This is a genomic window from Pacificibacter sp., assembly GCF_039769035.1.
Taxonomy (GTDB): Bacteria; Pseudomonadota; Alphaproteobacteria; order Rhodobacterales; family Rhodobacteraceae; genus Celeribacter.
In genome coordinates, this window is record NZ_JBDMZG010000082.1 from 1 (window position 1) to 26,349 (window position 26,349).

Below are 26,349 nucleotides of genomic sequence, written 5' to 3' on the forward strand. Positions count from 1 at the left end.
ATCATAGGCGCGGATATCATCGCTGCCCAATGTCAGGCTGTGCGGCACGCCCTTCAAACGGACATCTTGCAGGATCGCACCTTGGGTCAAAATCGTGACGCTGAGATCACCTGCGCTGAGCGTGATCGCCTCTACGGTTTGACCGTTTTGCGTGGCTCCGAAAGCTTTGTTCACAAGATTACCTGATGCTCTTTTTGGCCTTTGGCAACATTTTCAATGACAAAGACATGCCCGTGTAAATCGCTTTTTGCGAGGTCGTCTTCAGACAGGTTTTGTTGCGCTGTGGTCACGAACATCGTTGTGCCGTCCGCGCCGCCAAAAGCGGGGCACGAGCTTTGCGCGCCGTCCACCTCGACATAGCGCAGGACCTCGCCTTCAGGAGAATAACAAGCCACACGGTAGCTGCCCCATTGTGCATTCCACAGATTGCCTTCCGCATCGACGACAGAGCCGTCTGGGTGATTGGCTTCTTTGATGAACAGCTCGGCTTTGCCCACAGGCCAGCCGTCTTCGTCCAAATTCAGGCGCATGATTTTATCGGTCACGGTGTCGGCGTAATACGCGAGTTTGCCATCGGGGGAAAAGCAGATGGAATTGGTGATGGTGATGTTGTTCACAATCTTGCGCAGCGTTCCCTCGTAGTAGCGATAAATCGCGCCAGCGCCGGCTTCTGCGCTTTTGCCCATCGTGCCAATCCAGAACCCGCCAAAGGGGTCCGCGCGCCCATCGTTCGAGCGGGTCACATCGTTGTCTGCCTCAAGGGCGCAGACAAATTCTGTGTCGCCTGTTTCAATGTCAAATGTCGACAAGGATGTCTCGGACGCCATCAGCAGCGTGTCGTGATCAACCCAGCCCGCCGCAGAAACATGTTCGTCAAATTGCCATGTCTTTTGTTCGCCTTCCACCATGGTGTGCAGTCTCATGCCAATGATGTCGAACCAAAACAGTTGGTTGCGGGTCGGGTGCCACAACGGGCCTTCGCCCAATTCACTTTTGGTGGTGCAAAACACTGTGCAAGTCATGATGTCGCCTCGTCATATGCTGCGACCATGGCTGTGGCGCGTTTAGAAACTTCGTCTGCTGTAAAACCGGGGGCGTAAAGAGATGAGCCCATGCCAAAGCCAGCAGCCCCAGCATCAAGCCACGCTTTGAAATCAGCCGCGCCGACGCCGCCAACGGCGAAGACCGGCACGTCTTTGGGCAGCACGGCTTTGACAGCTTTGAACCCATCTAGGCCAAGCTTGAAGGCGGGAAAAATTTTAAGCCCATCCGCACCTGCCTTAATTGCTGCGAACATTTCCGTCGGTGTCAAAACGCCGGGAAAGGACTGCATGCCATGCGCTTTGGTGGCTGCGATGACGTCTGCATCGGCGTTGGGGGACACGATGAGTTTGCCGCCAGCGGCTTTTACGTTTTCGACGTCCGCAACGGTCAAAACCGTGCCCGCGCCGATCAGCGCGCGGTCGCCAAAAGCGTCGACCATTGCCCGAATGCTATCAAACGGCGTTGGAGAATTGAGCGGCACTTCGATGCGGTCGATGCCAGCGTCGATCAAGGCTGCGGCAATATCGGTGGCCTCAGGTGTGGTCACGCCGCGAAGAATGGCAATAAGGGGACGGCTCATAAGTTACTCCAAAATGCTTGCGCGGGCGGCTTTAAGCCCTGCGAGTGTCATATCTGTGGGGTCTGTGCGTTGGGCGATGATGCCTTGGGATTTCAGCGCGGTGGCGTAAAGATCGGTCAAACCATCTGCGCCAATCAAGGCGACGTTCTGGCCAAGCCAATAAGGCTTTGCGGCGGCAAGTTCTGCGCCAAGCAAAAGGCCGGACAAGCGCGCTTTGGCAGCGCCGCCATCAAGCCCGTGCAAAAGGTCTTCGGCGCGCAGGGAAAACAGCTTCGACGCGATTTTCTCGGGGCGCGATAGCGTGTCTGACATCGCTTCATCAAAGGCGGCATCATCCCACATGCCATCGCGCAGGCTGTGTTTGAGCACGCTGTGACCTGAGAGCAGCGCAAACAGCTCACCGGTCATGAAACTTTGAAAGGACACCACTTCGCCCGCGCTCATATGCGCCCATTTTGTGTGGGTGCCAGGCAGGCAAAGGACGCCATCGAATTTAGGGAACTCGGCTTGAAAGCCTGCGATTTGGGTTTCTTCGCCGCGCATCACATCTGCAGGCTTGTCTTGCGACAGCCCCGGTACGATGTGCACGTCAATGCGTGGGTCTTGGGTTGGGGCTTTGGTCAATGTGGCGCTGATCGGCAGGCACGGTACTTTCGCATAAAGGGCTTCCGTCCAGCCTTGCCGCGCACCGACCATGCCGCAGGCGATCACTTGCATTGGCGATAGGTCTGTCCGCGCCTCAAGCCAAGGCGCGATGAGTTCAATCAGTGTGCTTTCGAATTCGGAGGGTGCCAATGACCCCATGCCTTTGGCGGAATTTTTCATCGCCAAGTTAGCGCCTTGTGCATCGATGGCCCAAACGCGCAAAGATGAGGTGCCCCAGTCTACGGCAATCCAATCGGTATTCACGTGTGCTTCTCCCATAGCGCTCCAAAAGTCTTACTTTTGGACGGTAGAGTTATCGCGAACTGCGGGTGCGGATGCAACGACAACTTGCTGTTGTCCATCAAAACAAGAAACTTTCGTCCCTTTTCCGGTGTCATCTTTTGTGGCCCAAGGCCTGCCTGCGCGATTTGGCGCGTTGTAAAGCCGCGCAAGTCCGCCCATATTCATATGAGCGAATGCTGTTTGAACATTAATCAGCCACCACCCCAAAAGTTTTCGAGAAAGACAAAGCTATGCAACACACACGATTGATTGTTGAAGGCATGAGTTGCGCGTCCTGTGTCGGGCGCGTCGAAAAGGCGCTTTCCGCGTTGGAAGGGGTTGATAAAGCGCAGGTCAACTTAGCAACTCAGACGGCGGAGGTCGATTTTGCATCGCCTGCATCGGTCGACAAAATATCGGCTGTCCTGAGCAAGGCGGGCTATCCTGCGCAGGTTGAAACGATGACCTTTAACGTCTCAGACATGAGCTGCGCGAGTTGCGTCGGGCGTGTTGAACGCGCGTTGAACGATGTGCCCGGCGTGGTGCGCGCAGCGGTTAATTTGGCTGCAGAAACAGCGCAGATCACGGTCGTTTCGGGGTTGTATTCTGCACAAGACTTGGCGGGGTTTATAGAAAAAGCAGGTTACAAAGCTGTTTTGGCAGGGTCGGATCAACCCGACACACGCAAAGCCGATGAAGCGCGCAAACTGAAGCAACATTTGTGGCTGGCCATTGCTTTGACACTTCCCATTTTTGTGATCGAGATGGGTGGGCATCTGGTGCCCGCATTTCACCATTGGTTTGCACATAAGGTGCCTGCATCAATTTGGAACCCAATCCAATTTGCAGTGACGCTTGCCGTCCTGCTTGGTCCCGCGCGGGTGTTTTTTGCCAAAGGTATCCCCGCGCTGTTGCGGGGCGGACCAGATATGAACACGTTGGTTGCGATGGGTGCAGGTGCTGCTTTTACCTATTCAACCGTGGTGACATTCGCGCCATCTCTTTTGCCTGAAACGGCTCGTTTTGTGTATTTTGAAGCCGCTTGCGTGATCGCGACGCTGATTTTGCTGGGCAGATATTTCGAAGCCCGCGCCAAAGGACGCACTGGCGAAGCTGTGCGCCACCTAATTGGCTTGTCGGCCAAATCCGCACGGGTTGAACAGGATGGCAACCTCATTGAGTTGCCGCTTGAAGCACTGGCAAAGGGCGACATCATTCACGCCCGCCCCGGTGAAAAAATTGCTGTCGATGGCGTTGTGATCAGCGGTGAAAGCTATGTCGATGAAAGTATGATGACAGGCGAACCCGTGCCCGTGTCGAAAAGCGAGGGCATGCTTGTGCGCGCAGGGACAGTCAACGGCAAGGGCGCACTGATATACCGTGCCGAAAGCGTTGGCCGTGACACGCAACTCGCGCAGATCATTCGGATGGTCGAAACCGCTCAAGGGGCGAAGTTGCCGATCCAATCTTTGGTCGATCGTATCACGCAATATTTCGTGCCTGCGGTGATGATCATGGCCGCATTGACTGTTGGGGCTTGGCTGATTTGGGGCCCTGATCCCGTGCTGCAATACGCGCTTGTTGCAGGCGTATGCGTGCTGATCATCGCGTGCCCCTGCGCCATGGGGCTTGCCACGCCAACGTCGATTATGGTTGGAACGGGCCGCGCCGCAGAGCTGGGCGTGCTGTTTCGCAAAGGCGATGCGCTACAAGCGTTGCGTGGTGTCTCTGTTGTGGCCTTTGATAAAACCGGAACCTTGACAGTGGGCCGCCCTGAAGTGACCGAAACGGTTGTTTTGGCGGGGGATGAGCCCACACTTTTGGCATTGGCTGCCGCGGTTGAGACACAGTCCGAACACCCACTTGCACGCGCCATTGAGCGCGCCGCGGATGCCACAGGGGCACCGCGCCCGCAGGTTGATACCGTCACCTCTTTGACGGGGTTGGGTGTAAAGGCCGAGGTCCAAGGCCAACAGGTTTTGATCGGAAATGTGCGTTTGATGGTGCAAGAAAATGTCGATATTGACGCCTTCCAAGCGTCGCTGGATCGCTTTGCACAGGCAGGCGTTACGCCTGTTTTGATGGCCGTCGACGGCGTGCCGTCTTTGATGATTGGGATTTCCGACAAGTTGCGTGACACCTCAATGCGCACCGTGCAAGCGTTGCATCAGCGCGGCGTGAAAGTGGCTTTGATTTCTGGTGATACAGAGGCTGCAGCGCAAGCTGTCGGCCGTGCATTGGATGTCGATACGGTGATGGCGGGCGTTTTGCCATCTGGCAAAGTTGATGCGCTCAAAGCTTTGCGCGATTCCTTTGGACCGGTTGCCTTTGTCGGCGATGGTATCAATGACGCGCCTGCTCTCGCCGAAGCGGATGTTGGCCTTGCTGTTGGGTCGGGCACGGATGTTGCGATTGAAAGCGCCGATGTCGTTTTGGTGGCCGGAGATCCACAGGCGGTTGTCACGGCGTTGTCGCTCAGCGATGCGGTGATGCGCAATATCAAACAAAATCTGTTCTGGGCCTTTGCCTATAACGTAGTTCTCATTCCAGTGGCGGCTGGTGTGCTTTATCCAGCCTTTGGCGTTTTGTTGTCCCCAATGTTGGGCGCAGGCGCGATGGCGTTGAGTTCTGTTTTTGTCTTGGCAAATGCTTTGCGATTGCGGCGTTTGACGGGCGCATAGGCGTTTCGATCTGTCACAAATAGGCCTATCGGCTGCGCAGGCTTCACGTTAGAATTACATCATGACACGGCAAACAACCCCCATTAATCCCCCCGCCATTCGCGACGCTGCAACTGTCATTTTGTTGCGGCGATCGGAAACCGAAACGCGTGTGTTGATGGGACAGCGCGGGAAAAAAGCCGCCTTTATGCCTGGGAAGTTTGTTTTTCCAGGAGGCGCTGTTGACCCTCAAGATTACCACGGCTTGCCACCTCAAGATGTGGAGCGATGTGAACAGGATGGCACGATGCCGATTTGCTCAAAACGTCTAGCGGTTGGTGGCTCGTCCGCGATGGCTCAAGCAATTTTGACCGCAGCACGTCGCGAGCTTGTTGAGGAAACGGGATTGTCGTTGAACGCAGATGCTCAAATGCGGTTTGTGTTTCGCGCCATTACGCCGCCCAAACGGCCAAGACGTTTCGATGCGCGGTTTTTGCTTTGCGACGCACGAGATGTGGTCGAAGACCTCGACGACTTCTCGCGCGCAGAGGACGAATTGGCCTACCTGCAATGGGTCGAGTTGAGCGCCGCACTCACGCTCGATTTGCCCTTTATTACACGGGTCGTTTTGGCGGAAATTGACGCTCTAGCTTCCTCAAATGAGCCCCCCGTTGCCGTGCCATTTTACGACCATCGGGGGCCCATCGGACGTATCATTTCAATTGAGTGAGCGAAGGTTTACCCTTCCGTTCACATCAATACGTGGCGCGGCCACCTGACAAGTCGAACACCGACGCTGTGGTGAAAGAGTTGTCTTTGGTGCAAAGCCACGTGATCATGCTGGCGGCTTCTTCGACTTCCAGAAAACGCCCACGTGGAATTTTAGAAAGCATGTAATCGATAAATTCAGGCGTCAGTTGATCGAGAATACGCGTGTTCGCGGTGGCCGGCGTCACACAGTTGATCGCGATGTCTTGGTTCGCGTGTTCTTTGCCCAGTGTCTTGGTCAGCCCAATAACGCCCGCCTTTGAGGCCGCGTATGGCCCTGCATTTGGGTTACCTTCTTTGCCAGCAATAGACGCGATGTTGACCACACGCCCATAGCCGCGTTCGACCATGTACGGCAGAACGGATTTACAGCAATTAAAGATGCCTGTGAGGTTGATATCCATGACTTCGGCCCAAGCTTTTGGATCGTAATCGACCACTGTCGCGTTTGGGCCTGCAATACCCGCGCTGGCCACGAGAACATCGATTTGGCCGAGATCTTTGGCGACACATGCGGCTTGCGCAGCAACAGCATCCAGATCACGAACATCGACGCCATACGCATGCGCGCTGTCGCCCAGCTCGGCGGCGGTTTTCTGTGCCAGCTCTAGATCCATGTCCCAAAGCGCCACTTGCGCACCTGATGCAATCATGCGTTCGGCCACCGCGCGACCGATGCCTTGCGCGCCGCCCGTAATGACTGCCACTTGGCCCTTAAGGTCGTATTGGTTCATGTCGATGTCCTCCTGAATATTTGGCGTATCTTATGGGGCAGCAATTCGTGACCTCAAGACAAAGATGGGTCTAGTTTGATTAGAAGAGTTGCCCTTGCCGGTAAGGCCTGCTTAAAATGGTATACCAAATTGGAGCACAGAATGGCGCGTTTGAACAGCCTGAACAGTTATGTTTTTTTCGAAGCCGTCGCGAGACGCAAATCCGTGACGCGTGCGGCCGAGGAGTTGCTGGTGTCGCCCTCTGCCGTCAGTCAGCAGATCAAGCTGCTGGAGCAACAGCTGGGCATCAAGTTGTTTCGCAGAGAAGGCCGCAATTCGAGCCTGACCTTGGAAGGCGAGCAGCTGTTTCAAGCCAGTTCATCGGCCATTCGCACGCTGAAGGATGCAGAGCGTCACTTGGGCAAACAACATGAAACACGTCGCATCAATTTGCGAGTGGCACCCAGTTTCGGCGTGCGCTGGCTGGGGCCGCGCTTGGCCGATTTTGTGCAAACCCATCCTGGTTGGGATCTGCGCGTTGATGCAGCACCCGATCCCACCGATTTCGACCGCGAGATCATGGATTTCGACATTCGCTACGGACTATCTGAATGGGATGGGTTCCAATGCCAGCCTGTTTTGTCCGATCAAGTTTTGCCACTTTGTAGCCCGAAGCTTCGGGATGACTTGCAGGCGCGGTTTGGATCGGATCCGCAAGACATGTTGAACGGCGCGATGCTGATCGATAGTGCGCGCGCGGTTTGTCAGTGGGATTTCTGGCTGCGGCGCAATGCGTTGGATGTGAGCTCAAACACCAAATCGATTTTGTTGGATCGATCATCTCTGGCATTGCAAATGGCGGTCGATAGCGCAGGCGTTGTGCTTGAATCCTTGGTCGTGGCCGCAAAGGAATTGGAGCGCGGCGATTTGGTGCCATTGACGCCAACGCTTCCGGTGCTCGAATTCCCTGCCTATTGGATCGTGTGCCCCGCGCGGCATATGAAACGCCGCGCTGTTGCTTCATTTGTGTCGTGGATTTCAGATCAGGCGCAGTCTCACGCAGACCTGACTGAGCACCTAATCGATCAGCATGGCCTTCACCGCGATGTCATTGAAGATGCCCTTGAGGTGTTCGGCGCACAAAGCAACCGCACGGCCTAAAGCAAAGTCGCATTTTAGTGGATCAAAGATCCGCCATTCACATCGATTTCGGCCCCCGTCACATAGGCTGACAACTCAGAGGCCAAGAACAGGGCACAGCCCGCCACATCAGATGCTTCACCAGCGCGCCCCATGGGAATGCCGTCGACGATTTGCGCCTTGATCTCATCTGTAAGCATGCCGCCAGTGATGTCAGTGGCGATGAAGCCTGGGCAAATCGCGTTCGAACGCACTCCATCGGGGGCCAATTCGCGCGCCATGGCTTTTGTCAGGCCCAAGATGCCCGCCTTTGCCGCAGAATAATGTGGCCCGCCAAAGATGCCGCCGCCACGTTGTGCCGACACTGACGACATGTTCACAATCGATCCCGTTTTGCGCGACCGCATGTGCGGAATCAGCGCTTGAGACATGTACAAGGTGCCGCGCAAATTGACGTCCAAAACGGCGTCATAATTGTCTGGTGCAATATCCATCAGCTTAAGCGGCTGGGTGATCCCTGCATTATTCACCAAAATATCGACCTGCCCAAAGGCCTCGATCACGCTGAGGGCGGACGCTTCGCAATGGGCCTTGTTGGTGACATCGCAGGCCAGTCCAATGTGATTCGCAGCTTGATCGCCGCCCAATTCGGCTGCAGCGGCCTTGGCATCAGCTTCATTCAAATCAAGAATGGCCACACGCGCGCCGTGCTCGGCAAACAGTTTCGCGGTGGCTTTACCAAGGCCGCGCAGAGACGCAGCGCCAGTGATAACAGCGGTTTTTCCAGTGAGAAGTTTCATAGTCGTCTTACATCCATGATTTGACTTGGGCAGCGATGGCATCAGCCGTCAGCCCATATTGTGCGTGCAATGTTGGCAGGGCGCCTGCGTCCAACATTTCGTCGGGCAGTGCGATGGATTTGAAAGGCACATGCACGCCAGAGCGCATCAACTCTGCCCCTATGGCTTCGCCCAATCCGCCCACAATGGTGTGGTTTTCTGCGGTCACAACAAGCCGTCCAGTTTTGGCCGCCTCGCGTTTGATCGTATGGACGTCCAGAGGTTTGATGGTCGGGCAATGCAGCACGGCGGCGTCAATGCCATCGGCTTTTAGCCGCTTGGCGGCATCAATGGTGCGCATGGTCATGAAGCCTGTGGAAATGAACAAAACATCATTGCCACCGTGGATCATCTTGGCCTTGCCCAGCTCGAATTTATACCCGTATTCTGACAGTACATCCGGCACCTGACCGCGCAAAAGGCGCATATAAACTGGCCCGTTGTGATCGGCGATGGCACGTGTGGCTTGGTCGATGTCGGTCGCATCGCAGGGGTCGACGATTGTCAGGTTTGGCATACCGCGGAAAATCGCCAAGTCTTCGGTGGCTTGGTGCGACGGGCCATATCCTGTGGTCAGGCCGGGCAGGGCGCAAACGATTTTCACCGGCAGGTTTTCTTCGGCAATCGCCATGAAAATGAAATCATAGGCGCGGCGCGACGCAAACACGGCATAGGTCGTGGCGAAAGGCGTGAACCCTTCGCGTGCCAAGCCTGCGGCAGCGGAAATCATCACCTGTTCGGCCATGCCCATTTGATAAAACCGATCAGGGTATTCTTTGGCGAAAACATGCAAATCTGTGTATTTTGATAGATCCGCCGTGAGCCCAACGATGTCGTCACGGGTTTTGGCCATGTCGCAAAGGGCGTGTCCGAAGGGGGCGGAAATGGTGTCGCGGCCTTCCGAATCAAGCGAGGCAATCATCGCTGATGTTGTCAGCTTTTCGCCTGTTTCAGAGACAGGCACAGAGCGCGGAGCGTATTTTGATTTACGACGCGAAAGCGCGCCAACTGGGGCTTCATGTGTCATTGTGGCATGTCCTCGTCCAATACGGCGATGGCTTTGTCCCATTCATCGGCTTCCACGCGGATGAAATGAGTGATGTCGCGTTCTTCTAAAAACGGCACGCCTTTGCACATTTTGGTATTGCAAATGATGACGCGGGGGCGGGGGTCTGGCAGGGCGCGGGCGGTGTCAAATGCGGCAACAACTGCGTCTAAATCGTTGCCATCGACCTCTTGTGCATGCCATCCGAATGCGGCCCATTTGGCGGCTTCGGTGCCGTGTCCGGTGGCCAAAGCGTGGGTGGTTTTGCCGTCAGCCTGCTGGTCGTTGAAGTCGACAATGCAAATCAGGTTGTCGAGCTTGTGCGACACCGCAGACATAACGGCTTCCCACGTTGAGCCTTCGCCCAGCTCACCGTCAGACATCAAATTATAGATGAAAGCTGGGTTACCTTTGCGTTTCAGTCCAAGAGCCGATCCGACAGCAATGCCCAAACCATGCCCCAAAGACCCGCCCGTAATTTCCATGCCAGGGGTATAGGCGGCCATGCCAGACATCGGCATGCGGCTGTCGTCCATGCCGTAGGTTTCCAGCTCGTCGTCGGGCAAAATACCCGCTTCGATCATCGCGGAATAGAGCGCGATGGCGTAGTGGCCGATGGATAGGAAAAACCGATCACGACCTTCCCATTCGGGATCATCAGGTCGGTGGTTCAGTGCGTGAAAATAGGACACCGCCAAGACGTCTGCGACGCCCAAAGCTTGGCCAATATAGCCTTGGCCTTGTACGGCCCCCATACGCAACGCGGTGCGCCGGATGTTCCAAGCGCGGCGTGCAAGGCTCGTGTTCGAATGTGAGTGATCGGTCGTTGGGGGCATATGCTATCCCTTTGAAAAGTCGCACAGGTTTTGTTGTGCTATCAAAGAGTAGAATGCGGCTTCGGTCCATCATTTAAACTTAATGGACTGTGAAGTTTGGCTAAATACCGACCTAAACAGCGTCCGCTTCGCTCGCGTATTTATCGCGAATATTTTCGACCAATGCATCAAGGTGCGCATTGATTTCGCGTTCCATGGCTGCTTCATCACGGGCTCGAAAGGCTTCCATAATGGCACCATGCTGCCGCTTCACGCGCGCACTGCTGTCTTTGCGGGTGGCAGACAAATAACGTGCACGCCACAATCTGCGCACAAATGCGCTGTGGGTTTCTGCCAAGATTGCGTTCTTGCAGGATGCGGCGATGGCCATATGGAATTCCATATCCAACTCAAAGAAATCGACCCGACCGATGTTGCCCTGCACCTCAGCAATGTGATCATGCATGGCTTGAATGCGTTCGATGTCTTCTTGGGTGGCGTTGCGACAGGCTAGCGCTCCAGAGCGAAGTTCCAACGCTGTGAGAACCTCTACCACATCGGAAATTTCTTCAAACGACGGATTGGCGACAATTGGACTACGAGAGGGGCGTAAAATGACCAGACCTTCTTTGGCCAAGATTCGAATCGCTTCACGCATTGGCGTGCGAGACACATCCAATTCCTGAGCGTGATCTCGTTCCTTGATCTGGTGACCAGGTTCCAAGCCGCCTTGAATTATATCTCGGCGCAACTTGTCAGCAATTTTCTCAGGTAGCGTTTTATCGGTCATAATTCCTATAGCCTATTGTGCGATCAAGGTCGGGCGGGTTCCTCGTTGGTGCGCGAAAATCGCGTGATGGTCCAGAATAAAAGTAAGAAGTTACATTTGGTATACCAAATTTATGTTGATTGTCGATAGCGACCTCGTTAGCGTGATCGGCGATGGTATACCATCTCGACGGCAAATTGAGGAATTTGTCGATGAAGATAACGCGGCGAAAAGCCGTAAGGGAGGACGATAAATGAAACTGAAGACATTTTTGACCGCGACCACAGCAGCAGCATTGCTCGCCGGCGCAGCATCATCTGAAACACTACTGCGCATTCAAACGCACTACGCCACTGAGCACCCATCCGGGAAACTCGCGGCGCAGTTCGTAGATGATGTTCAGACAATGTCCGGCGGCGACATCACAATCGAAATGTTCTATTCTTCTTCGGTTGTTGCGTCTGTTGAGACATTCGACGCGGCCGTGAATGGCATTCTTGACTGTGACATGACTGGTGGCGGTTATCAGACTGGTAAAAACCCTGCGTTCCAATTCGTTGGTGACATCATGGGCGGCTACGACACACCTTACCAGCAGCTGTCATGGCTCTACTACGGTGGCGGCTATGAAGCGGCTCAAGAGCTTTACAACTCAGAAGGCATGCAGCTTGTTGGCTGGTGGATTTACGGCCAAGAATCATTCGCATCTTCACGCCCAATCGCAGGTCCAGAAGATCTCAAAGGTTGGAAATTCCGTTCACCTCCTGGTCTTGAAACTGAAATCTTCACCGAAATGGGCGCTACGCCAATCGTGATGGACTTCACTGAGATCTTTACAGCGCTTGAAACTGGTATCATCGACGGTGCAGACGCATCCGGTCTTGCCAACAACGTTGGTCTTGGTCTCTACGACATCGTGAAACACGCCAACTACCCTGGCTTCCACTCAATGCCATCTGACCACCTTGCTTGTAACAAAGCAGTTTGGGACGGCATGTCAGAGCGTGAGCGTCGCATCATGGATACAGCGATGCAAAAATTGTCACTGCACACTGCACTTTCTAACGAAAAGAAAAACACAGAAGCAGCAGCAATGCTCAAAGAGCAAGGCGTGACTTTGTACGATTGGTCTGCTGAAGACAAAGCAGCATTCCGCAAAGCGGCACAGAAGTCATGGGACAAATTTGCTGAAGGTTCTCCACAAGCGATTGCGTTGGTTGAAAGCCACCGTGGCTACCTCACGCAGCTTGGTTTGATTTCAGAATAATCTGAAATTCGCATTAGCGATCACAGAATGTTGGGCGGGCTAAATAATATTTAGCTCGCCCAATCTTCCAAAAGAAAAAATACCAATTAGTGGGGTGCTAAGCACATGGAAAGCGAGAGCATATGGCTCGGCCCAATGCGCAAGCCTGTTCAATACGCGATGAAAGGCTTTGCCGTCGCCGCCGCCGTCACATTTGCATGGATGGCAATACAAACCTTTGTCGCATCTGAGCCTGTGACAATGTACGATATTCTAAGTCCCTCGGGCGTTCCTTTGGCGCAATTGCTGCTGTTCACTTTCTCGGGCGCAATTCTTTCGACTGCTTTGTACCTGTCTGACAGTGTTGGCGCGATCGAGTCCAAGCCGCAGGGCTTTTTTGACACTTTGTCGCTTGTTTGCTCGCGCATCGCCATGATCGGCGTCGTCGCCATCGTTTTGGTGATGTTTTACGAGGTTGTGTCGCGCTATGCGTTCAATGCTCCGACGTTGTGGGCCAATGAAATGTCTCTTTGGATTGCTGCTTTTTTGTTCATGCTGGCTGGTCTCTATGCCATGCAGCAACGCAGTCACATTCGGATTTACGTGATCTACGATATCATGCCGCGTTGGTTCCAAAAGATGGCCGACGTTATTTCGGTTGTATTGATTTGGGTCTTCACCTTCACGCTTGTGTGGGGCGGCTACAACGAAGCCGTTTTGAAATTCACCCGCGGTGAAACCTTTGGTACCGCTTGGGATCCACCCATTCCCGCGACTATTAAGCCCGCAATTTTGATCATTATGGTTCTTGTTGCGTTGCAGGCGCTCTCAAATCTCATCGCGGATTGGCACAAAGAGCCAGAAAGCCATGACGAGATTGACGAAACTGAAATTGAAAATATCCGCGCCACGCTGAGGGAAGATTAATATGGAATTCTTGGAAGCTTTCGCATGGATGAAGGTGACAGACATTGGCACCATCTCCATCGTTCTCTTGCTTGGCATGTTTGCGCTTTTGGCGCTCGGGATGCCGTTGGGCTTTGCCTCTGCCTTTTTGGCGGTTGCGACGCTTATTATGAAGTTCGGTCCTGAATTGATGTTCAGTGACTTTGGTCGTGGCCCATTCAACGTTTTGGGGCAGGCCGTCTATCGACAGATGACGAACTATGTTCTGATATCGGTGCCTCTGTTCATCTTTATGGCCGCCTTGTTAGAGCGGTCAGGCATTGCGCGTGACATGTATTCGTCGCTCAATGTTTGGATGGCACGTACACGTGGTGGTATCGCGATCGTGACGTCCATCATGGCTGTTATCATGGCGGCTATGTCTGGCATTATCGGCGGTGAAGTTGTGCTGCTTGGTCTGATTGCTCTGCCGCAAATGTTGCGTCTTGGGTACAACCAAAACTTGGCCATCGGGACGATCTGTGCCTCTGGCTCTTTGGGAACAATGATTCCGCCGTCCATCGTTTTGATCTTCTATGGTCTCATCACTGAGACATCGATTAAAGCGTTGTTCACAGCGTCTTTCTTGCCTGGCTTTATGTTGGCGTCGTTCTTTATCTTGTACATCATCATTCGGACACGGGTGAATCCGTCTTTGGCACCTTTGCCAGAGCCTGATCCCTCTGCACCAACTGGGTCTGAGAAAAGCCTGATGTTCCTTGGCTTCATGTCAAAGTTCGCCATGTGGATTATCGCAGTTATCTTTGCGCGTGCCGTGTTCTTTACACTTTTGGGCGCAAACAAAGTGACCGAAGGCGTTGATCCGATCTTCCTCGGAATGGTCAGTGACTTGCCATACATCGTTGGGGCGTTTGTCCTGTGTTTCATCTCTATGCATTTCGTTGTTGGTAAAGAACGCACTGCAGTGGGTTGGGAAATGGGCAAAGGCCTGATTGCACCGGTTGTGGTTATCGGTGTTGTCTTGGGCTCGATTTACGGCGGTATTACAGGCATTACCGAAGCGGCTGGTATGGGCGTTATTGCGGTGTTCGTGATCAGCTCTATTCGCCGTGAGATGACCTTTGACATCGTTTACGACAGCTTGATGCGTACGCTGAAATCCACGGGCACAATCATCTGGGTGACCATTGGTGCAGCTGCGCTTGCGGCAGCCTACACTCTTTCAGGTGGGCCGACTTACGTGGCCAACTTGATCGTGGGAGCAGAACTGCCAACCATGAGCGTGATCTTGGTGATGATGTTTATCTTCCTCATCATGGGTATGTTCATGGATTGGGTTGGTATCGTGCTTTTGATCATGCCGGTGTTCTTGCCGATTGTTCTGAAGTTGCCAGTTGATGAAATCGGTATCTTGGGGCAACTCGCGCCAAATCACGTAGCGATTTGGTTTGGTGTTGTGTTCTGTATGAACATGCAGGTTTCGTTCCTGTCGCCACCCTTTGGTCCTGCTGCGTTCTACCTCAAGTCGGTTGCACCTTCGCACATCACATTGGTCGATATCTTTAAAGGGTTCTTGCCTTTCATCGCGATCCAATTGATTGCGCTGTCCGTCTTGATCATTTGGCCACCAATCGTTGCAGTGTTCTTGTAATGGCAACGACGCTAGATCGTAAGTGATGTTGAGTCTGACATTCTAATATGTTAGATTTGAAATCAATAGCCGGAGCGCCACGTGCGCTCCGGCGTTTCCATTCTCAATTCGATCTGCAACCCCTTCAAATATCGGTCTAATCCCATGAACACTGTAAGACTCTCAGAGCGTGACAACGTCGTGACAGCCATCCGCCCGCTTCAAATCGGCGAAGAGGGTGCGACTCAGTTGATCCCGCGCGGCCACAAGATTGCGACACAAGACGTCGCCAAAGGCGAGGCCGTCCACAAGTACGCGCAGATCATCGGATATGCGGCCGAGGACATTGCCAAAGGCGCACATGTTCACACGCACAATCTAGAATTCAGAAACGTCGACCAAGAACATGCGTTCGGGTCGAACCTCTTGCCGGCGACGGCACCCGCTAAACCCGACACATTTATGGGCTACAAACGCCCAACAGGTCGCGTTGGCACCCGTAACTTCATCGCAGTGCTCACGTCTGTGAACTGTTCGGCCACCGCCGCCAAATTGATCGCGGCGCATTTCACCGAAGAAAAACTCGCGGCCTATCCCAATGTGGATGGCGTTGCTGCGTTCTGTCACGGCACAGGCTGTGCCATGGGCGGAGACGGCACGGGGTTTGAATTGCTGCAACGCACCCTGTGGGGCTATGCGAAAAACCCCAATGTTGGCGGTGTTTTGATGGCGGGTCTCGGCTGTGAAACCATGCAGATCGATTGGTTGATTCAAGCTTATGGTCTGGAGCCCGGTCCACGCTTCCAATCTATGAACATCCAAGACGTTGGTGGCATTCGCAAAACCGTTGAACTTGGCATCAAAAAGATCGAGGCCATGCTGCCTATCGTCAATGAAGATACGCGTGTTGAAACGCCGGCGTCCGAACTTATGGTCGGCTTGCAATGTGGTGGCTCTGACGCGTGGTCTGGCATCACCGCCAACCCCGCCGTTGGGCACGCCGTGGATCTTTTGGTTGCTCAAGGCGGTACAGGTGTTCTGGCTGAGACGCCCGAAATCTATGGCGCGGAACACTTGCTGACCGCACGGGCTACCGACGAGACGGTGGGCCAAAAGTTGATCGACTTGATCGATTGGTGGCAAGAGTACACCACGATCAACAAGGGCAGCATGGACAACAATCCAAGCCCTGGGAACAAAAAGGGTGGCCTGACGACCATTCTTGAAAAGTCTCTCGGCGCGGCAGCCAAAGGCGGCACCACACCCTTGAACGGTGTCTACAAATACGGCGAAACGATCACGGAGCGCGGCTTTGTCTTTATGGACAGCCCAGGCTACGACCCCGCATCAGTCACTGGACAAATCGCGTCTGGGTGCAACCTGATCGTGTTCACAACAGGGCGCGGATCGGCCTTCGGCTCGAAACCTGCGCCGACGCTCAAAGTCTCGTCCAACACCGATATGTACACACGCATGTCTGAGGATATGGACATCAACGCAGGCCGCGTGCTTACTGAAAGCGCTTCTGTCGAAGAGGTCGGCCGTGAAATTTATGACGCTTGGCTGCGTATGGCTTCTGGGGGGCAGTCCAAGTCCGAAGCCCAAGGCTTGGGCGACTATGAATTTGTTCCGTGGCAAGTGGGAGCCGTGATGTAATGACCCAAACACCTCTTTGCGTTATCGGCGGTGGCTCGATCGGGTTTCGGCACATGAGTGTCGCTAAAGCCTCTGAGCATGTCGATTTGACCGCTGTTGTCGAACCTTTTGAGGCGCGGCGCAAAGAGCTTTTGGACCTAGGGTTTCCGGCTGTTGCAAGCATTTCGGATGTCCCTGCGCACACCAAGGGTGCCGTGATTGCAACTCCCACCCAAGATCACGCGAATAGCGCATTGGCTGCGTTGGATCGTGGCATGGCGGCGTTGGTTGAGAAACCTGTCACGGGTACGATTGGCGAGGGCAAACTGCTCTGCGACACTGCCGAGCGATTGGGCCTGCCACTGTTTGCAGGTCATCATCGGCGCTGTCATCCGTTCTCAATTGCCGCGCGGGACCATTTGCGCAGCATAGGCGAAATCGTTGGGCTGCAAGGCCTGTGGTCTTTGCGCAAACATGACAGTTACTACGATGTAGAATGGCGGCGTAAAGCGGGCGCGGGACCAATTCTGACCAACCTCAGCCATGAAATTGATCTGCTACGGTTCTTTGCAGGCGAGATCACGGGCGTGTCTGCCATGGTGTCCAATGCCACGCGTGGTTTGGATGTAGAAGACACAGCTTCGCTCAGTTTTCGGTTTGAAAACAATGTGCTTGGCTCCTTCTTGATCTCTGACGCGGGCGCCTCTCCTTGGTCTTTCGAGGCGGCGACCAATGAAAATCCTGATCTGGCCTACTCTGGTCAAGATTCCATTCGGATCATCGGCACCAAAGGCGCGCTGTCTTTTCCAAGTCTGACACTATGGCATGGCGCGCAGGGCGTCACCGTGGATTGGCGCACTGCTTTGATCGAAACTTCCGGTCCGAATTTTGCTAAAGTCGATCCGCTATTGGTGCAAATTGAACGGTTCGCGAATATCGTGGATGGCGGCCAAGACGATCTGTTGGCCACCGGCCGCGACGGATTGAAAACACTCGAAATCACACTCGCGACGCTTTTAGCGGCGCAACAAGGCAAGACGGTAACTGCGGGACAAGTGCCCGATCATTTCAATGGCGGCGCGCAATGAGCGCGTCCTATTAGGACGAAAATAATGTCTAGTTCACTGCCGAAAATTGTCGCCCCACGTGAAGACAAAGTTGGCCTAGGCGTGGCCATGATGGCGCTTGCTATCTTGTTGTTCACCGGAATCGATACGTCGGCAAAATGGTTGATTTTGGCCGGACTTCCTGCGCTGCAAGTCGTGTTCGTCCGCTACTTGGTGCATTTTCTTTTGTCGCTTGGTCTGTTTTTGCCCAGTGAAGGCATGAATGCTTTGCGGTCAAACAGTCCTTGGAAAGAGTTGCTGCGCGCATTGTTTCTATTCATTTCGACGATTTGCAATTTCACCTCACTCAAGTATTTGCCGATCACGATCACCACGACAATTATGTTTGCTGTGCCTGTTGTCGTAACGCTGTTGGCGATTCCTGTATTGGGTGAAAAGGTGGGCATTCGTCGCGTTTTGGCGGTGTGTACTGGCTTCATCGGCGTTCTGGTTGTGATGCAGCCTTGGGGCACAGGCTTTCACCCCGCGATGTTTTTAAACATTGTTGCTCTGATTTTAGCGGCGATGTACTTTGTCATGACGCGCTTGTTGGCGGGGATCGAACGCAATTCGACGATGCAGATTTGGTCTTCAGGCGTTGCTGCCGTTTGTCTGGCTCCTGTGGCACTTCCGATGTGGGTTTGGCCCGCGTTGCCGATCGACTACTTCGTCTTGGGGATCATCGGATTGTTTGGCGGATTTGGGCACATTTGCGCGACCTATGCACACCGGTTGGCAGATGCATCGATCCTGTCGCCAGTGATCTACATACAATTGTTTTTGGCAGCGGCAGCAAGCTATCTGGTGTTCGGGACTCTGCCAACGCTTTGGACGCTTGTGGGCGGATTGATCATTATCGCTTCGGGAATTTATATCTGGCAGCGTGAACGCGCCAAGGCCATGAACGCACAAAAACGGGCCGGATAGCACAACACTAAGCGGCCCGTTTCAGGGAGGAACTGGTGGTGATTAGCCGCGCCCGATGTAGGGCATATTGGTGGCCATCACCGTCATAAATTGCACGTTGGCGCCTTCAGGCAGGGTGACCATGTGCAGCACAGAATTCGCAACATTATCGACGTGCATGACTGCCTCGATCTTTGTCGTGCCGTCCGCTTGCGGCATGCCCGTGGTCATGGATTGTGCCATATCCGTCAGCGCATTGCCGATGTCGATTTGCCCACAAGCAATGTTGAACGCGCGCCCATCAAGCGACAGCGTGCGGGTCAGTCCCAGTACTGCGTGTTTAGACATGGTGTAGGGCGCTGATCCAATGCGCGGTACATATGCCGACACAGACCCGTTGTTGACAATCCGCCCGCCTTGGGGCGATTGCTTGCGCATCAGGCCAAACGCAGCCCGCGCTGCGATAAAAGCACCAGAGACGTTCACATCCATCAGCGTACGGAATTCTTCGACGAACAGCTCATCAATCGGCGCGCCTTTCATGCTGACACCCGCGTTATTGAACAGCGCGTCTAAACGTCCCCAAGCGGCATGGGCCTTGCCAAATTGTTCTGAGACTTGAGCTTCATTGGTCACATCACAGGGCAACACCATCGCGTGCTCATAGCCTTCGGCGGTCTCTTGCAAAGGTGCTTCGCGACGGCCGACGAGGCCCACTTTCCAGCCCGCTTTCAAAAACGCATGCGCCGTGGCACGTCCAACGCCGCTGCCGGCACCAGTTACAATAATCGTTTGCATATCAAGTCGCTCCTAATGGTTGTCGCGCGGCAGGTCTTGCCCGACTTTTTGGTAGGCCGTGGCCAATTCCAAACAGCCGCCATCGGCCAATTGGCCAACGTTTTTGCGATAAATTTCTTGCCAAGGTGTTTGATTGCGCAGCTCTGGCGGCGTCCACGCATCGATGCGCGCTTGCCATTCGGTGTCATCAACAACGGCATTCAACACGCGGGCATTCAGATCAAGTTTGACCATATCGCCCGTCTGCAAATGGGCCAAGCCCCCGCCGACCACGCTTTCGGGCGAGGCGTTCAAAATCGACGGGCTTTCCGAGGTGCCAGATTGGCGACCGTCACCTACGGTGGGCAAGTGATTGATGCCTTGGCGAATGACCGCATCCGGCGGCTGCATATTGACCACCTCAGCAGAGCCCGGATAGCCAACACAGCCGACGCCGCGAATGAACAGAATGCTTTTCTCGTCGATCTCAAGCGCTGGATCATTGATGCGGTCGTGGTAATCCTCAGGCCCTTCAAACACCACAGCGCGGGCTTCATAGACGCCCTCGTTACCAGGCTCAGACAAAAACCGCTCGCGGAAATCTTGTGAGATCACGGAGGTTTTCATCAAGGCACTGTCGAACAGATTGCCAGACAGCACCATGAAGCCCGCGTTCTCGCGCATCGGCGCGCCGTAAGTTTTGATCACGTCCGTGTCGACGGAGTCTTGCCCCTCAAGATTGGCGCCCATCGGTTTGCCCGTGGCCGTCATAGCACCTTCATGGATGCGGCCCGCTTTGCGCAGCTCTTCCATCACCGCAGGTACGCCACCCGCACGATAAAAGCTTTCGCCCAAGTATTTGCCCGCAGGCTGCATGTTGACCAAAAGTGGGACATCAAAGCCTACGGTTTCCCAATCTTTGACGTTCAATTCGACGCCCATATGACGCGCGACGGCTTGCAAATGGGGCGGCGCATTGGTTGATCCGCCGATGGCAGAGTTGGTCACAATCGCATTTTCAAAAGCCTCGCGGGTCATAATGTCCGAGGGCTTGAGGTCTTCCAAAACCATGCCAACGATGCGTTTGCCTGTTTCATAAGCCATGTTCATGCGTTCACGGAACGGCGCAGGGATGGCGGAGTTTCCGGTCAGAGACATGCCCAAAGCCTCGGCCATTGCATTCATCGTGGACGCCGTGCCCATGGTGTTGCAATGCCCCAAAGAGGGCGCAGAAGAACAGGCGCGTTCGATGAATTCGTCGTATTCAATCTTGCCTTCGGCAAGCAAACGGCGGCTTTCCCAGATGATGGTGCCGGAGCCCGCGCGCTCGCCTTTCCACCAGCCATCCAGCATAGGCCCGCCGTTCAAAGCGATGGCGGGGATGTCGACTGTGGCCGCGCCCATCAGCATCGCGGGCGTGGTTTTGTCGCAGCCTGTTGTCAGCACAACGCCATCAATCGGGTAACCGTGCAGCACCTCGACAAGGCCCAAATAGGACAGGTTTCTGTCCAAAGCCGCAGTCGGACGCTTGCCGGTTTCCTGAATCGGATGGACGGGAAATTCCATTGGAATGCCACCGCCGTCGCGAATGCCGGCTTTGATGCGGTCCATTAAAAAGACATGGATTTTATTGCAAGGCGCCAAGTCGGATCCCGATTGCGCGATGCCAATAATAGGGCGCTCGTCTTGCAGTTCTTCGACGGTAAAGGCTTGATTTTGATAGCGTTCTAGGTAGAGCGCCGTCATGCCAGGGTTGTTTGGATTGTCAAACCACTCTTGTGATCTGAACCGTTTTCCAGCCCGTGTGTTGCTCATCGTCGTGACCTCCCCTGCAATCCTATATGGCCTAAAATGGCGCATGTGATCATTGTCCCTTTGCACAGCATCGCGATTTGGTATACCAAATGCAAGAGCAATAATGTTCGGCGCTTGCGCTGATTGATGAACGGGATATCAAATGAAAAGACTGGTTTTGATCGCAGCGATTTGTGCTGCTCCGACACTTGCACCTTCCGCTGGCATGGGGGCAGACGACATGATGCAATCCCAAGAACAGGTTGAGACCTGCCTTGCTGCACAAATGGAAAACGGTGGCCCAAGCATCGCTTGCGTCAACGAGGCACTTGGAGCCTGTATCCAGTTCACAGCCGATGCGCCACAAGACGCGTTGCAGTGTTTCTTGCAGTCTCAAACGACGTGGAAAGATTACATCTCTGCGCGGATGGAGTTTGTGCGTGAAACAGGTGGCGAGGATATCGCAGCTGTGGCCGGCATCGAGGTGAAGTTCGACTTGCTGCAAAACAAATTGCAGTGCCAACGCATGAGCGAACTGTCGATGTTGCGCGCAGCCCCCACAGAACAAACCCAAATCACGGCGGCGCGCTGCGACGCGACGGCCAATGGATTGGTGTTTGCCAAACTCTTTGCGCAATCCGCAAATATGAAATGAAACAGATTTTTTCGGTGAGGAGGCCCGAATGATCGAAGAACCCGCAATATTGAAAATTAAGCGCCCAAGTCAGCGTCCGACGCAGGCCCAAATAGACGCTTTTCAGGGCGTGCCCACGGGCTTTGTTTGCGATGCGATGGATGGCCTTGGCGCAATGCACAAATCGATCCAAGCCTTGGGCGCAAGCGAAGGCATGACGCACTCCGCTGCTGGTCCGGCGTTGACGGCCTACAACGGCCCTGCGGATATTTTGGCCAATTTGGCAGCGTTGAGATTCGTCCAGCCCGGCGACATTTTGGTGTCTTGCGTGGATGGTCATCAAGGCTGCGCGACGGTCGGTGACCGCATCACGGGCATGGCAAAAAATTGTGGTGCCGTTGGCTTTGTCACCGATGGTCCGATGCGGGATTTCGAAGGTGTGGTTAAAGTGGGCTTGCCCAGTTGGTGCACGGGCCTGAACCCGAATTCGCCCTATACCAAAGGTCCCGGCACGATTGGGTTTGGCGTCAACATCGGCGGGCGTCAGGTGGAAACGGGCGATATGATTGTGGCAGATCGCGACGGTGTTGTCGTTGTGCCCTTCGCTCAGATTGATGAAGTCATTGCGCGTTTGGAACAGATCAAAGAGCTGGAAGCCGCGCTTGATAAAGAGGTCGAGAACGGCCTGAAGGTGCCACAAGCGACTTTGGATTTGCTCGACAGCGATCAGGTTGCCTATTTCGACTGAATAGAAAACACCGCCCAGAATACGGTCTGGGCGGCGTTTTTATGTGTTGTTGACTTACTCGGCGCCGTTTTTGACCGCCTCAGCCATGTCAAACCCATTCAATTGCGCCACGTGATCCGCCAGTTGCGGCAGGTTGTCGGAGCCTTTGCCAATGGATTCCACATAGGAATAATACTGCATCGCCGCCGCCCCCACAGGGTTGAGCGCGCGGGCATCAGAGGCCATTGCTGCCGCGTAATGCACATCCTTTGAAGCATTGGTGATAGAAAATTTATGGGCCTCCATATCGCGCCCTACAGCGCAGGACATGAAGGTTTCAAAGAACCCGTTCGATAGGCGTGAAGCACCGATGACATCGTTGATTTTCTGTGGGGTAAGGCCTGATTTTACCCCGATGCTCAAGGCTTCGGCATAGAGCGCAGCATAGCCCATCGAGATGAAATTCATGATGAGTTTCATTTTGTGCGCAGAGCCAACAGGGCCGACGTGATTGATGATCCCCGCCCAGCAATCGATGATGGGCAGTACTTTTTCGAAAATCGCATCGTCCGCGCCAACCATCGCGTCGAGCATGCCGGCTTCGGCTTCTTTCGGGGTGCGCCCCAAAGGTGCGTCGACCATATGCATGCCGCGGGCTTGCAATTCGGCGGCAAGCGCGACTGTCGATGTTGGATTGGCCGTGCTGGAATCCACGACGATCAACCCCGCCTTTCCACCCGCCATGATCCCATCGTCACCCCGCATCGCGGCTTCAACCGAATCGCTGTTTGGCAGACACAAATGAATGACATCACACAGGGCGGCCATCTCTTTAGGGCTGGTCACTTCAATCGCGCCTTTGGAAACAAGGTCCTCAACTGGTTCGCGATTTCGGTTGCCCTTGATGTAGAGAGGGTAGCCACCCTTTAAAATATTTGCGGCCATGCCGTGACCCATTAAGCCCACGCCAATAAAGCCCACTGTTGGTTTATCCGTCATTGTTTCCTCCTCCCAAAGGTATGTTTGCCCAAGGTTAAAAGCGCGCGATCTTATGGAGTTCCCGCGTTCAAATTTGGCTTTTTCATCCGCGTTTGAAACTTGGCCTTGATGCTTTGGAAAAATGGTATACCATTTTAGAAGTAATGCAAGGCATGTGCACTGTCGGTCTTTCGACTTTGCCGGAGGAGATGCCCGTGAACCAAATTCAAACGACGGCGGCCGCAGAATGCTGATATTCTTAAGCGCCGTTTTCTTTCTCATTGTGACGCCAGGGCCGGGGGTTTTGTCGACAGCTGGTGTTGGTGCAGCCTTTGGGTTTCGCGCGGGTTTGCGCTATGTTCTGGGGCTCTTCATTGGCACGAACCTCGTGGCATTGGCCGCGATTTCGGGAATCGCCGCGGTGGTTTTATCCGTGCCGACCGTACGTACTGTTCTGTTGATTTTGTCCGTTGCTTATTTGGCGTATCTCGCGGCGAAAATTGCTTTCGCAGGATCAAAAATCGCGTTTATCGAAGCGCGATCTGCCCCCGGCATCAAGCAGGGGCTTTTGTTGCAAGCGATCAATCCCAAGGCCTACAGCGTCAACATAACCCTGTTTTCAGGGTTTGCCTTTGCGTCTGACAATTTGGTTCTTGAGGCTGGACTTAAGCTGATCATCATCGCGATGATTTGGGTGCCCATTCATTTGGGCTGGCTCTATGCAGGTGTGGTTTTGCACAGGCTGGATTTGGCTGAAAAGACCCAACGAAAGATCAACTACGCCATGGCATGCTCCATGCTGTTGGTGGTTGCGCTTGCAATGCTTTCGATGCGCGGAGTGGGATGATGTTTCGCGCCAAGACAAGGATATATCTATGACAATTCAGTCAGCTCTTAAGGCGTTGGAGCGCCTTTTGGGGGATCGTTTGCTGACCTCGGATGCCGTTTGTGCGCAACATGGCGAGAATGAAACCTACTATCCAAACACGCCCCCCGACGCGGTGATTTTCCCTGAAAACACTGAGGAAGTGTCGCAAATCGTGAAGCTGTGCAATCTGCACGCATGTCCGATTGTGGCTTACGGCGCAGGCACGTCACTGGAGGCGCAGCACTTGCCTGTGCAAGGTGGCGTGACGCTTGATTTTGCCAATATGAACAAAGTTCTAGAAGTGCGTGACGAGGATTTGACCGCCGTCGTCCAGCCAGGACTGACGCGCGAAGAGTTGAATACCTATCTGCGCGACACGGGCCTATTTTTCTCGGTCGACCCCGGCGCGAATGCCTCAATGGGCGGCATGGCTGCGACGCGGGCATCCGGCACAACGGCTGTTAGATACGGCACGATGAGCGATAATGTTTTGGCGCTTGAGGCCGTGATGGCGGATGGCACAATTGTTCGCACAGGGACAGGCGCGCGCAAATCTGCGTCGGGTTACGACTTGACGCATCTGCTGATTGGCTCTGAAGGCACGCTTGGGATCATCACGGAACTGACTGTGAAATTGCACGGTCAACCAGAAGCGATTTCTGCCGCAACTTGCCGTTTTGACAGTATTGAAGATGCCGTGAATACGGTGATTTTGACGATCCAATCTGGCATCCCGATGGCGCGAATTGAGTTGCTGGACGATGTGATGGTGCGCGGGTTTAACACCTATTCCAAAAGCGATTTTCCAGAAAAGCCGCATCTGTTTGTTGAGTTCCATGGCTCAACTGCGGCTGTGGCCGAGCAGGCAGAAAGCTTTGGCGATATTGCCGCTGAGTTTTCTGCGGAAGCATTTTCTTGGACGACGAAAACCGAAGAACGGACAGCGCTTTGGGCGATGCGCCACAAGGCCCATTACGCGTCTTGGTCGCTAAACCCAGGTAAGAAATTTCTGGCCACGGATGTTTGCGTACCGATTTCAAAACTGGCTGAGGCGGTGGTTGAAGCCAAAGAAGATAGTCTGCGGTTGGGGCTGACGTCGACCATCGTTGGGCACGTTGGTGACGGCAATTTCCACTGCGGCGTTGGCATTGATCCTGAGGATGCAGACGAGCTCGCGCGGGTTGAAGAGTTTACAGACAACCTGTGCAAGCTTGCTTTGCGTCTTGGAGGAACCGTCACTGGCGAGCATGGCATTGGCGTTGGTAAGATCAAGTTTATGGAGGCGGAGCACGGGTCTGCTGTTGGCTTTATGCAGGCGATCAAGGCGGCGCTTGACCCCAATTCAATCTTGAACCCCGGCAAAATTTTTCCTGCCACAAATGCGCAGAGGTAGACCTATGATACCGTTTTCAAATCCAACGCCAGATGCCACTTTTGTGGGGCGCGTTTGGCGTCCAAACATTGGTCCTTGCGTGGTTGTGTTGCGTGGCAATGATGTCATCGACATCACGTCTAAAGATGCGCCAACCATGCGCGATCTTTTGGAACGCGACGATGCACTTGCGTATGTGCGCGGTGCTCAAGGCGCGGTGATCGGCACCTTGGACGATGTGACCAAAGGATCCGTTGAGGGGGCTGGCGACGACGCTTTGCGCTTCTTGGCACCGACCGACTTGCAAGCGATCAAAGCTTCTGGCGTGACCTTTGCCGAAAGCATGGTCGAGCGTGTGATCGAAGAGCAGGCCGCAGGCAATGCAGATCTGGCGGAAGATATTCGCAACAAAGTGAAATCCAGCATTGGCGATAGTCTGTCAGGCATTGTGCCAGGATCGCCAAAAGCCA

At 54.2% G+C, this 26,349-nt stretch carries 24 protein-coding genes and 1 pseudogene; 14 read left to right on the forward strand and 11 right to left on the reverse strand.

Annotated elements, in window-relative coordinates:
• Positions 1-170: 170 nt before the first annotated feature.
• Genes ABF287_RS07775 through ABF287_RS07785 form a run of 3 tightly spaced genes read right to left on the reverse strand, consistent with a single transcriptional unit; the run spans position 171 to position 2,548 of the window.
• Complete coding sequence (locus ABF287_RS07775; RefSeq protein ID WP_347184440.1) at positions 171-1,022, reverse strand: SMP-30/gluconolactonase/LRE family protein; 852 nt, start codon at positions 1,020-1,022, stop codon at positions 171-173.
• Positions 1,019-1,624 carry a 2-dehydro-3-deoxy-6-phosphogalactonate aldolase gene (locus ABF287_RS07780; protein ID WP_347184441.1) on the reverse strand — a complete coding sequence of 202 codons (606 nt, stop codon included), beginning with the start codon at positions 1,622-1,624 and terminating at the stop codon, positions 1,019-1,021. Before ABF287_RS07780 ends, ABF287_RS07775 begins: the two co-directional genes overlap by 4 nt.
• A gap of 3 nt (positions 1,625-1,627) precedes the next feature.
• Positions 1,628-2,548, reverse strand: coding sequence for a 2-dehydro-3-deoxygalactonokinase (locus ABF287_RS07785; RefSeq protein WP_347184442.1), 921 nt, complete (start codon positions 2,546-2,548; stop codon positions 1,628-1,630).
• A gap of 254 nt (positions 2,549-2,802) precedes the next feature.
• Between ABF287_RS07785 and ABF287_RS07790 the strand changes: the two genes are divergently transcribed.
• Positions 2,803-5,232 (forward strand): heavy metal translocating P-type ATPase, encoded by a 2,430-nt coding sequence (locus ABF287_RS07790; protein ID WP_347184443.1) that lies wholly within the window; start codon positions 2,803-2,805, stop codon positions 5,230-5,232.
• Positions 5,233-5,293: 61 nt separating this feature from the next.
• Positions 5,294-5,941: an NUDIX hydrolase gene (locus ABF287_RS07795; protein WP_347184444.1), complete on the forward strand. Its 648-nt coding sequence runs from the start codon at positions 5,294-5,296 to the stop codon at positions 5,939-5,941.
• Positions 5,942-5,966: 25 nt separating this feature from the next.
• On the opposite strand, the gene ABF287_RS07800 is transcribed toward ABF287_RS07795, so the two are convergent.
• The gene (locus ABF287_RS07800; RefSeq protein ID WP_347184445.1) at positions 5,967-6,713 is read right to left on the reverse strand and encodes an SDR family NAD(P)-dependent oxidoreductase; all 747 of its coding nucleotides are present in this window, start codon (positions 6,711-6,713) and stop codon (positions 5,967-5,969) included.
• A gap of 141 nt (positions 6,714-6,854) precedes the next feature.
• Here ABF287_RS07800 and ABF287_RS07805 point away from each other — a divergent pair, with 141 nt between their 5' ends.
• Entirely contained in the window at positions 6,855-7,853 is a 999-nt protein-coding gene (locus ABF287_RS07805; protein ID WP_347184446.1) for a LysR family transcriptional regulator, read from the forward strand.
• Between the two features lie 14 nt (positions 7,854-7,867).
• Here the strand turns inward: ABF287_RS07805 and ABF287_RS07810 are convergent, their stop codons facing one another.
• The 4 genes from ABF287_RS07810 to ABF287_RS07825 all read right to left on the reverse strand — a co-directional run bounded on the left by ABF287_RS07810 (position 7,868) and on the right by ABF287_RS07825 (position 11,321).
• On the reverse strand, positions 7,868-8,632 hold the full coding sequence (locus ABF287_RS07810; protein WP_347184447.1) for an SDR family NAD(P)-dependent oxidoreductase: 765 nt from the start codon (positions 8,630-8,632) through the stop codon (positions 7,868-7,870).
• Between the two features lie 7 nt (positions 8,633-8,639).
• Positions 8,640-9,698, reverse strand: coding sequence for a transketolase family protein (locus ABF287_RS07815; protein WP_347184448.1), 1,059 nt, complete (start codon positions 9,696-9,698; stop codon positions 8,640-8,642).
• Positions 9,695-10,552 (reverse strand): transketolase, encoded by an 858-nt coding sequence (locus ABF287_RS07820; RefSeq protein WP_347184449.1) that lies wholly within the window; start codon positions 10,550-10,552, stop codon positions 9,695-9,697. Before ABF287_RS07820 ends, ABF287_RS07815 begins: the two co-directional genes overlap by 4 nt.
• A 112-nt stretch (positions 10,553-10,664) precedes the next feature.
• Positions 10,665-11,321 carry a GntR family transcriptional regulator gene (locus ABF287_RS07825; RefSeq protein ID WP_347184450.1) on the reverse strand — a complete coding sequence of 219 codons (657 nt, stop codon included), beginning with the start codon at positions 11,319-11,321 and terminating at the stop codon, positions 10,665-10,667.
• Positions 11,322-11,553: 232 nt separating this feature from the next.
• On the opposite strand from ABF287_RS07825, the gene ABF287_RS07830 reads away from it, so the two are divergent.
• The 6 genes from ABF287_RS07830 (at position 11,554) to ABF287_RS07855 (ending at position 18,750) form a co-directional block, all read left to right on the forward strand.
• Positions 11,554-12,567 (forward strand): TRAP transporter substrate-binding protein, encoded by a 1,014-nt coding sequence (locus tag ABF287_RS07830; RefSeq protein ID WP_347184451.1) that lies wholly within the window; start codon positions 11,554-11,556, stop codon positions 12,565-12,567.
• A 135-nt stretch (positions 12,568-12,702) separates the two neighbouring features.
• A complete protein-coding gene (locus tag ABF287_RS07835) occupies positions 12,703-13,473 on the forward strand; it encodes a TRAP transporter small permease (protein ID WP_347184452.1) in 771 nt (256 codons plus the stop codon).
• A gap of 1 nt (position 13,474) precedes the next feature.
• Positions 13,475-15,103, forward strand: coding sequence for a TRAP transporter large permease subunit (locus tag ABF287_RS07840; protein WP_347184453.1), 1,629 nt, complete (start codon positions 13,475-13,477; stop codon positions 15,101-15,103).
• 144 nt (positions 15,104-15,247) lie between these two features.
• Positions 15,248-16,738 carry an altronate dehydratase family protein gene (locus ABF287_RS07845; protein ID WP_347184454.1) on the forward strand — a complete coding sequence of 497 codons (1,491 nt, stop codon included), beginning with the start codon at positions 15,248-15,250 and terminating at the stop codon, positions 16,736-16,738.
• The gene (locus ABF287_RS07850) at positions 16,738-17,805 is read left to right on the forward strand and encodes a Gfo/Idh/MocA family oxidoreductase (RefSeq protein ID WP_347184455.1); all 1,068 of its coding nucleotides are present in this window, start codon (positions 16,738-16,740) and stop codon (positions 17,803-17,805) included. Before ABF287_RS07845 ends, ABF287_RS07850 begins: the two co-directional genes overlap by 1 nt.
• Before the next feature lie 24 nt (positions 17,806-17,829).
• Positions 17,830-18,750 carry a DMT family transporter gene (locus ABF287_RS07855; RefSeq protein ID WP_347184456.1) on the forward strand — a complete coding sequence of 307 codons (921 nt, stop codon included), beginning with the start codon at positions 17,830-17,832 and terminating at the stop codon, positions 18,748-18,750.
• 42 nt (positions 18,751-18,792) lie between these two features.
• On the opposite strand, the gene ABF287_RS07860 is transcribed toward ABF287_RS07855, so the two are convergent.
• Together ABF287_RS07860 and ABF287_RS07865 are read right to left on the reverse strand one after the other, a co-directional pair.
• A complete protein-coding gene (locus tag ABF287_RS07860; RefSeq protein WP_347184457.1) occupies positions 18,793-19,527 on the reverse strand; it encodes an SDR family oxidoreductase in 735 nt (244 codons plus the stop codon).
• A gap of 12 nt (positions 19,528-19,539) precedes the next feature.
• Positions 19,540-21,321, reverse strand: a complete 1,782-nt coding sequence (locus tag ABF287_RS07865; protein ID WP_347184458.1) for an IlvD/Edd family dehydratase — start codon at positions 21,319-21,321, stop codon at positions 19,540-19,542.
• A gap of 142 nt (positions 21,322-21,463) precedes the next feature.
• Here ABF287_RS07865 and ABF287_RS07870 point away from each other — a divergent pair, with 142 nt between their 5' ends.
• Both ABF287_RS07870 and ABF287_RS07875 read left to right on the forward strand, forming a co-directional pair.
• The gene (locus ABF287_RS07870) at positions 21,464-21,955 is read left to right on the forward strand and encodes a hypothetical protein (protein ID WP_347184459.1); all 492 of its coding nucleotides are present in this window, start codon (positions 21,464-21,466) and stop codon (positions 21,953-21,955) included.
• Positions 21,956-21,983: 28 nt separating this feature from the next.
• Positions 21,984-22,682 (forward strand): RraA family protein, encoded by a 699-nt coding sequence (locus ABF287_RS07875; RefSeq protein ID WP_347184460.1) that lies wholly within the window; start codon positions 21,984-21,986, stop codon positions 22,680-22,682.
• Between the two features lie 54 nt (positions 22,683-22,736).
• Here the strand turns inward: ABF287_RS07875 and ABF287_RS07880 are convergent, their stop codons facing one another.
• The gene (locus ABF287_RS07880; protein ID WP_347184461.1) at positions 22,737-23,660 is read right to left on the reverse strand and encodes an NAD(P)-dependent oxidoreductase; all 924 of its coding nucleotides are present in this window, start codon (positions 23,658-23,660) and stop codon (positions 22,737-22,739) included.
• A gap of 226 nt (positions 23,661-23,886) precedes the next feature.
• Here ABF287_RS07880 and ABF287_RS07885 point away from each other — a divergent pair, with 226 nt between their 5' ends.
• The 3 genes and pseudogenes from ABF287_RS07885 to ABF287_RS07895 all read left to right on the forward strand — a co-directional run.
• Positions 23,887-24,486 carry a LysE family translocator gene (locus tag ABF287_RS07885; RefSeq protein WP_347184462.1) on the forward strand — a complete coding sequence of 200 codons (600 nt, stop codon included), beginning with the start codon at positions 23,887-23,889 and terminating at the stop codon, positions 24,484-24,486.
• A 28-nt stretch (positions 24,487-24,514) separates the two neighbouring features.
• Positions 24,515-25,900: an FAD-linked oxidase C-terminal domain-containing protein gene (locus ABF287_RS07890; protein WP_347184463.1), complete on the forward strand. Its 1,386-nt coding sequence runs from the start codon at positions 24,515-24,517 to the stop codon at positions 25,898-25,900.
• 4 nt (positions 25,901-25,904) lie between these two features.
• A pseudogene (locus ABF287_RS07895) lies at positions 25,905-26,349 on the forward strand (fumarylacetoacetate hydrolase); the annotation flags it as partial.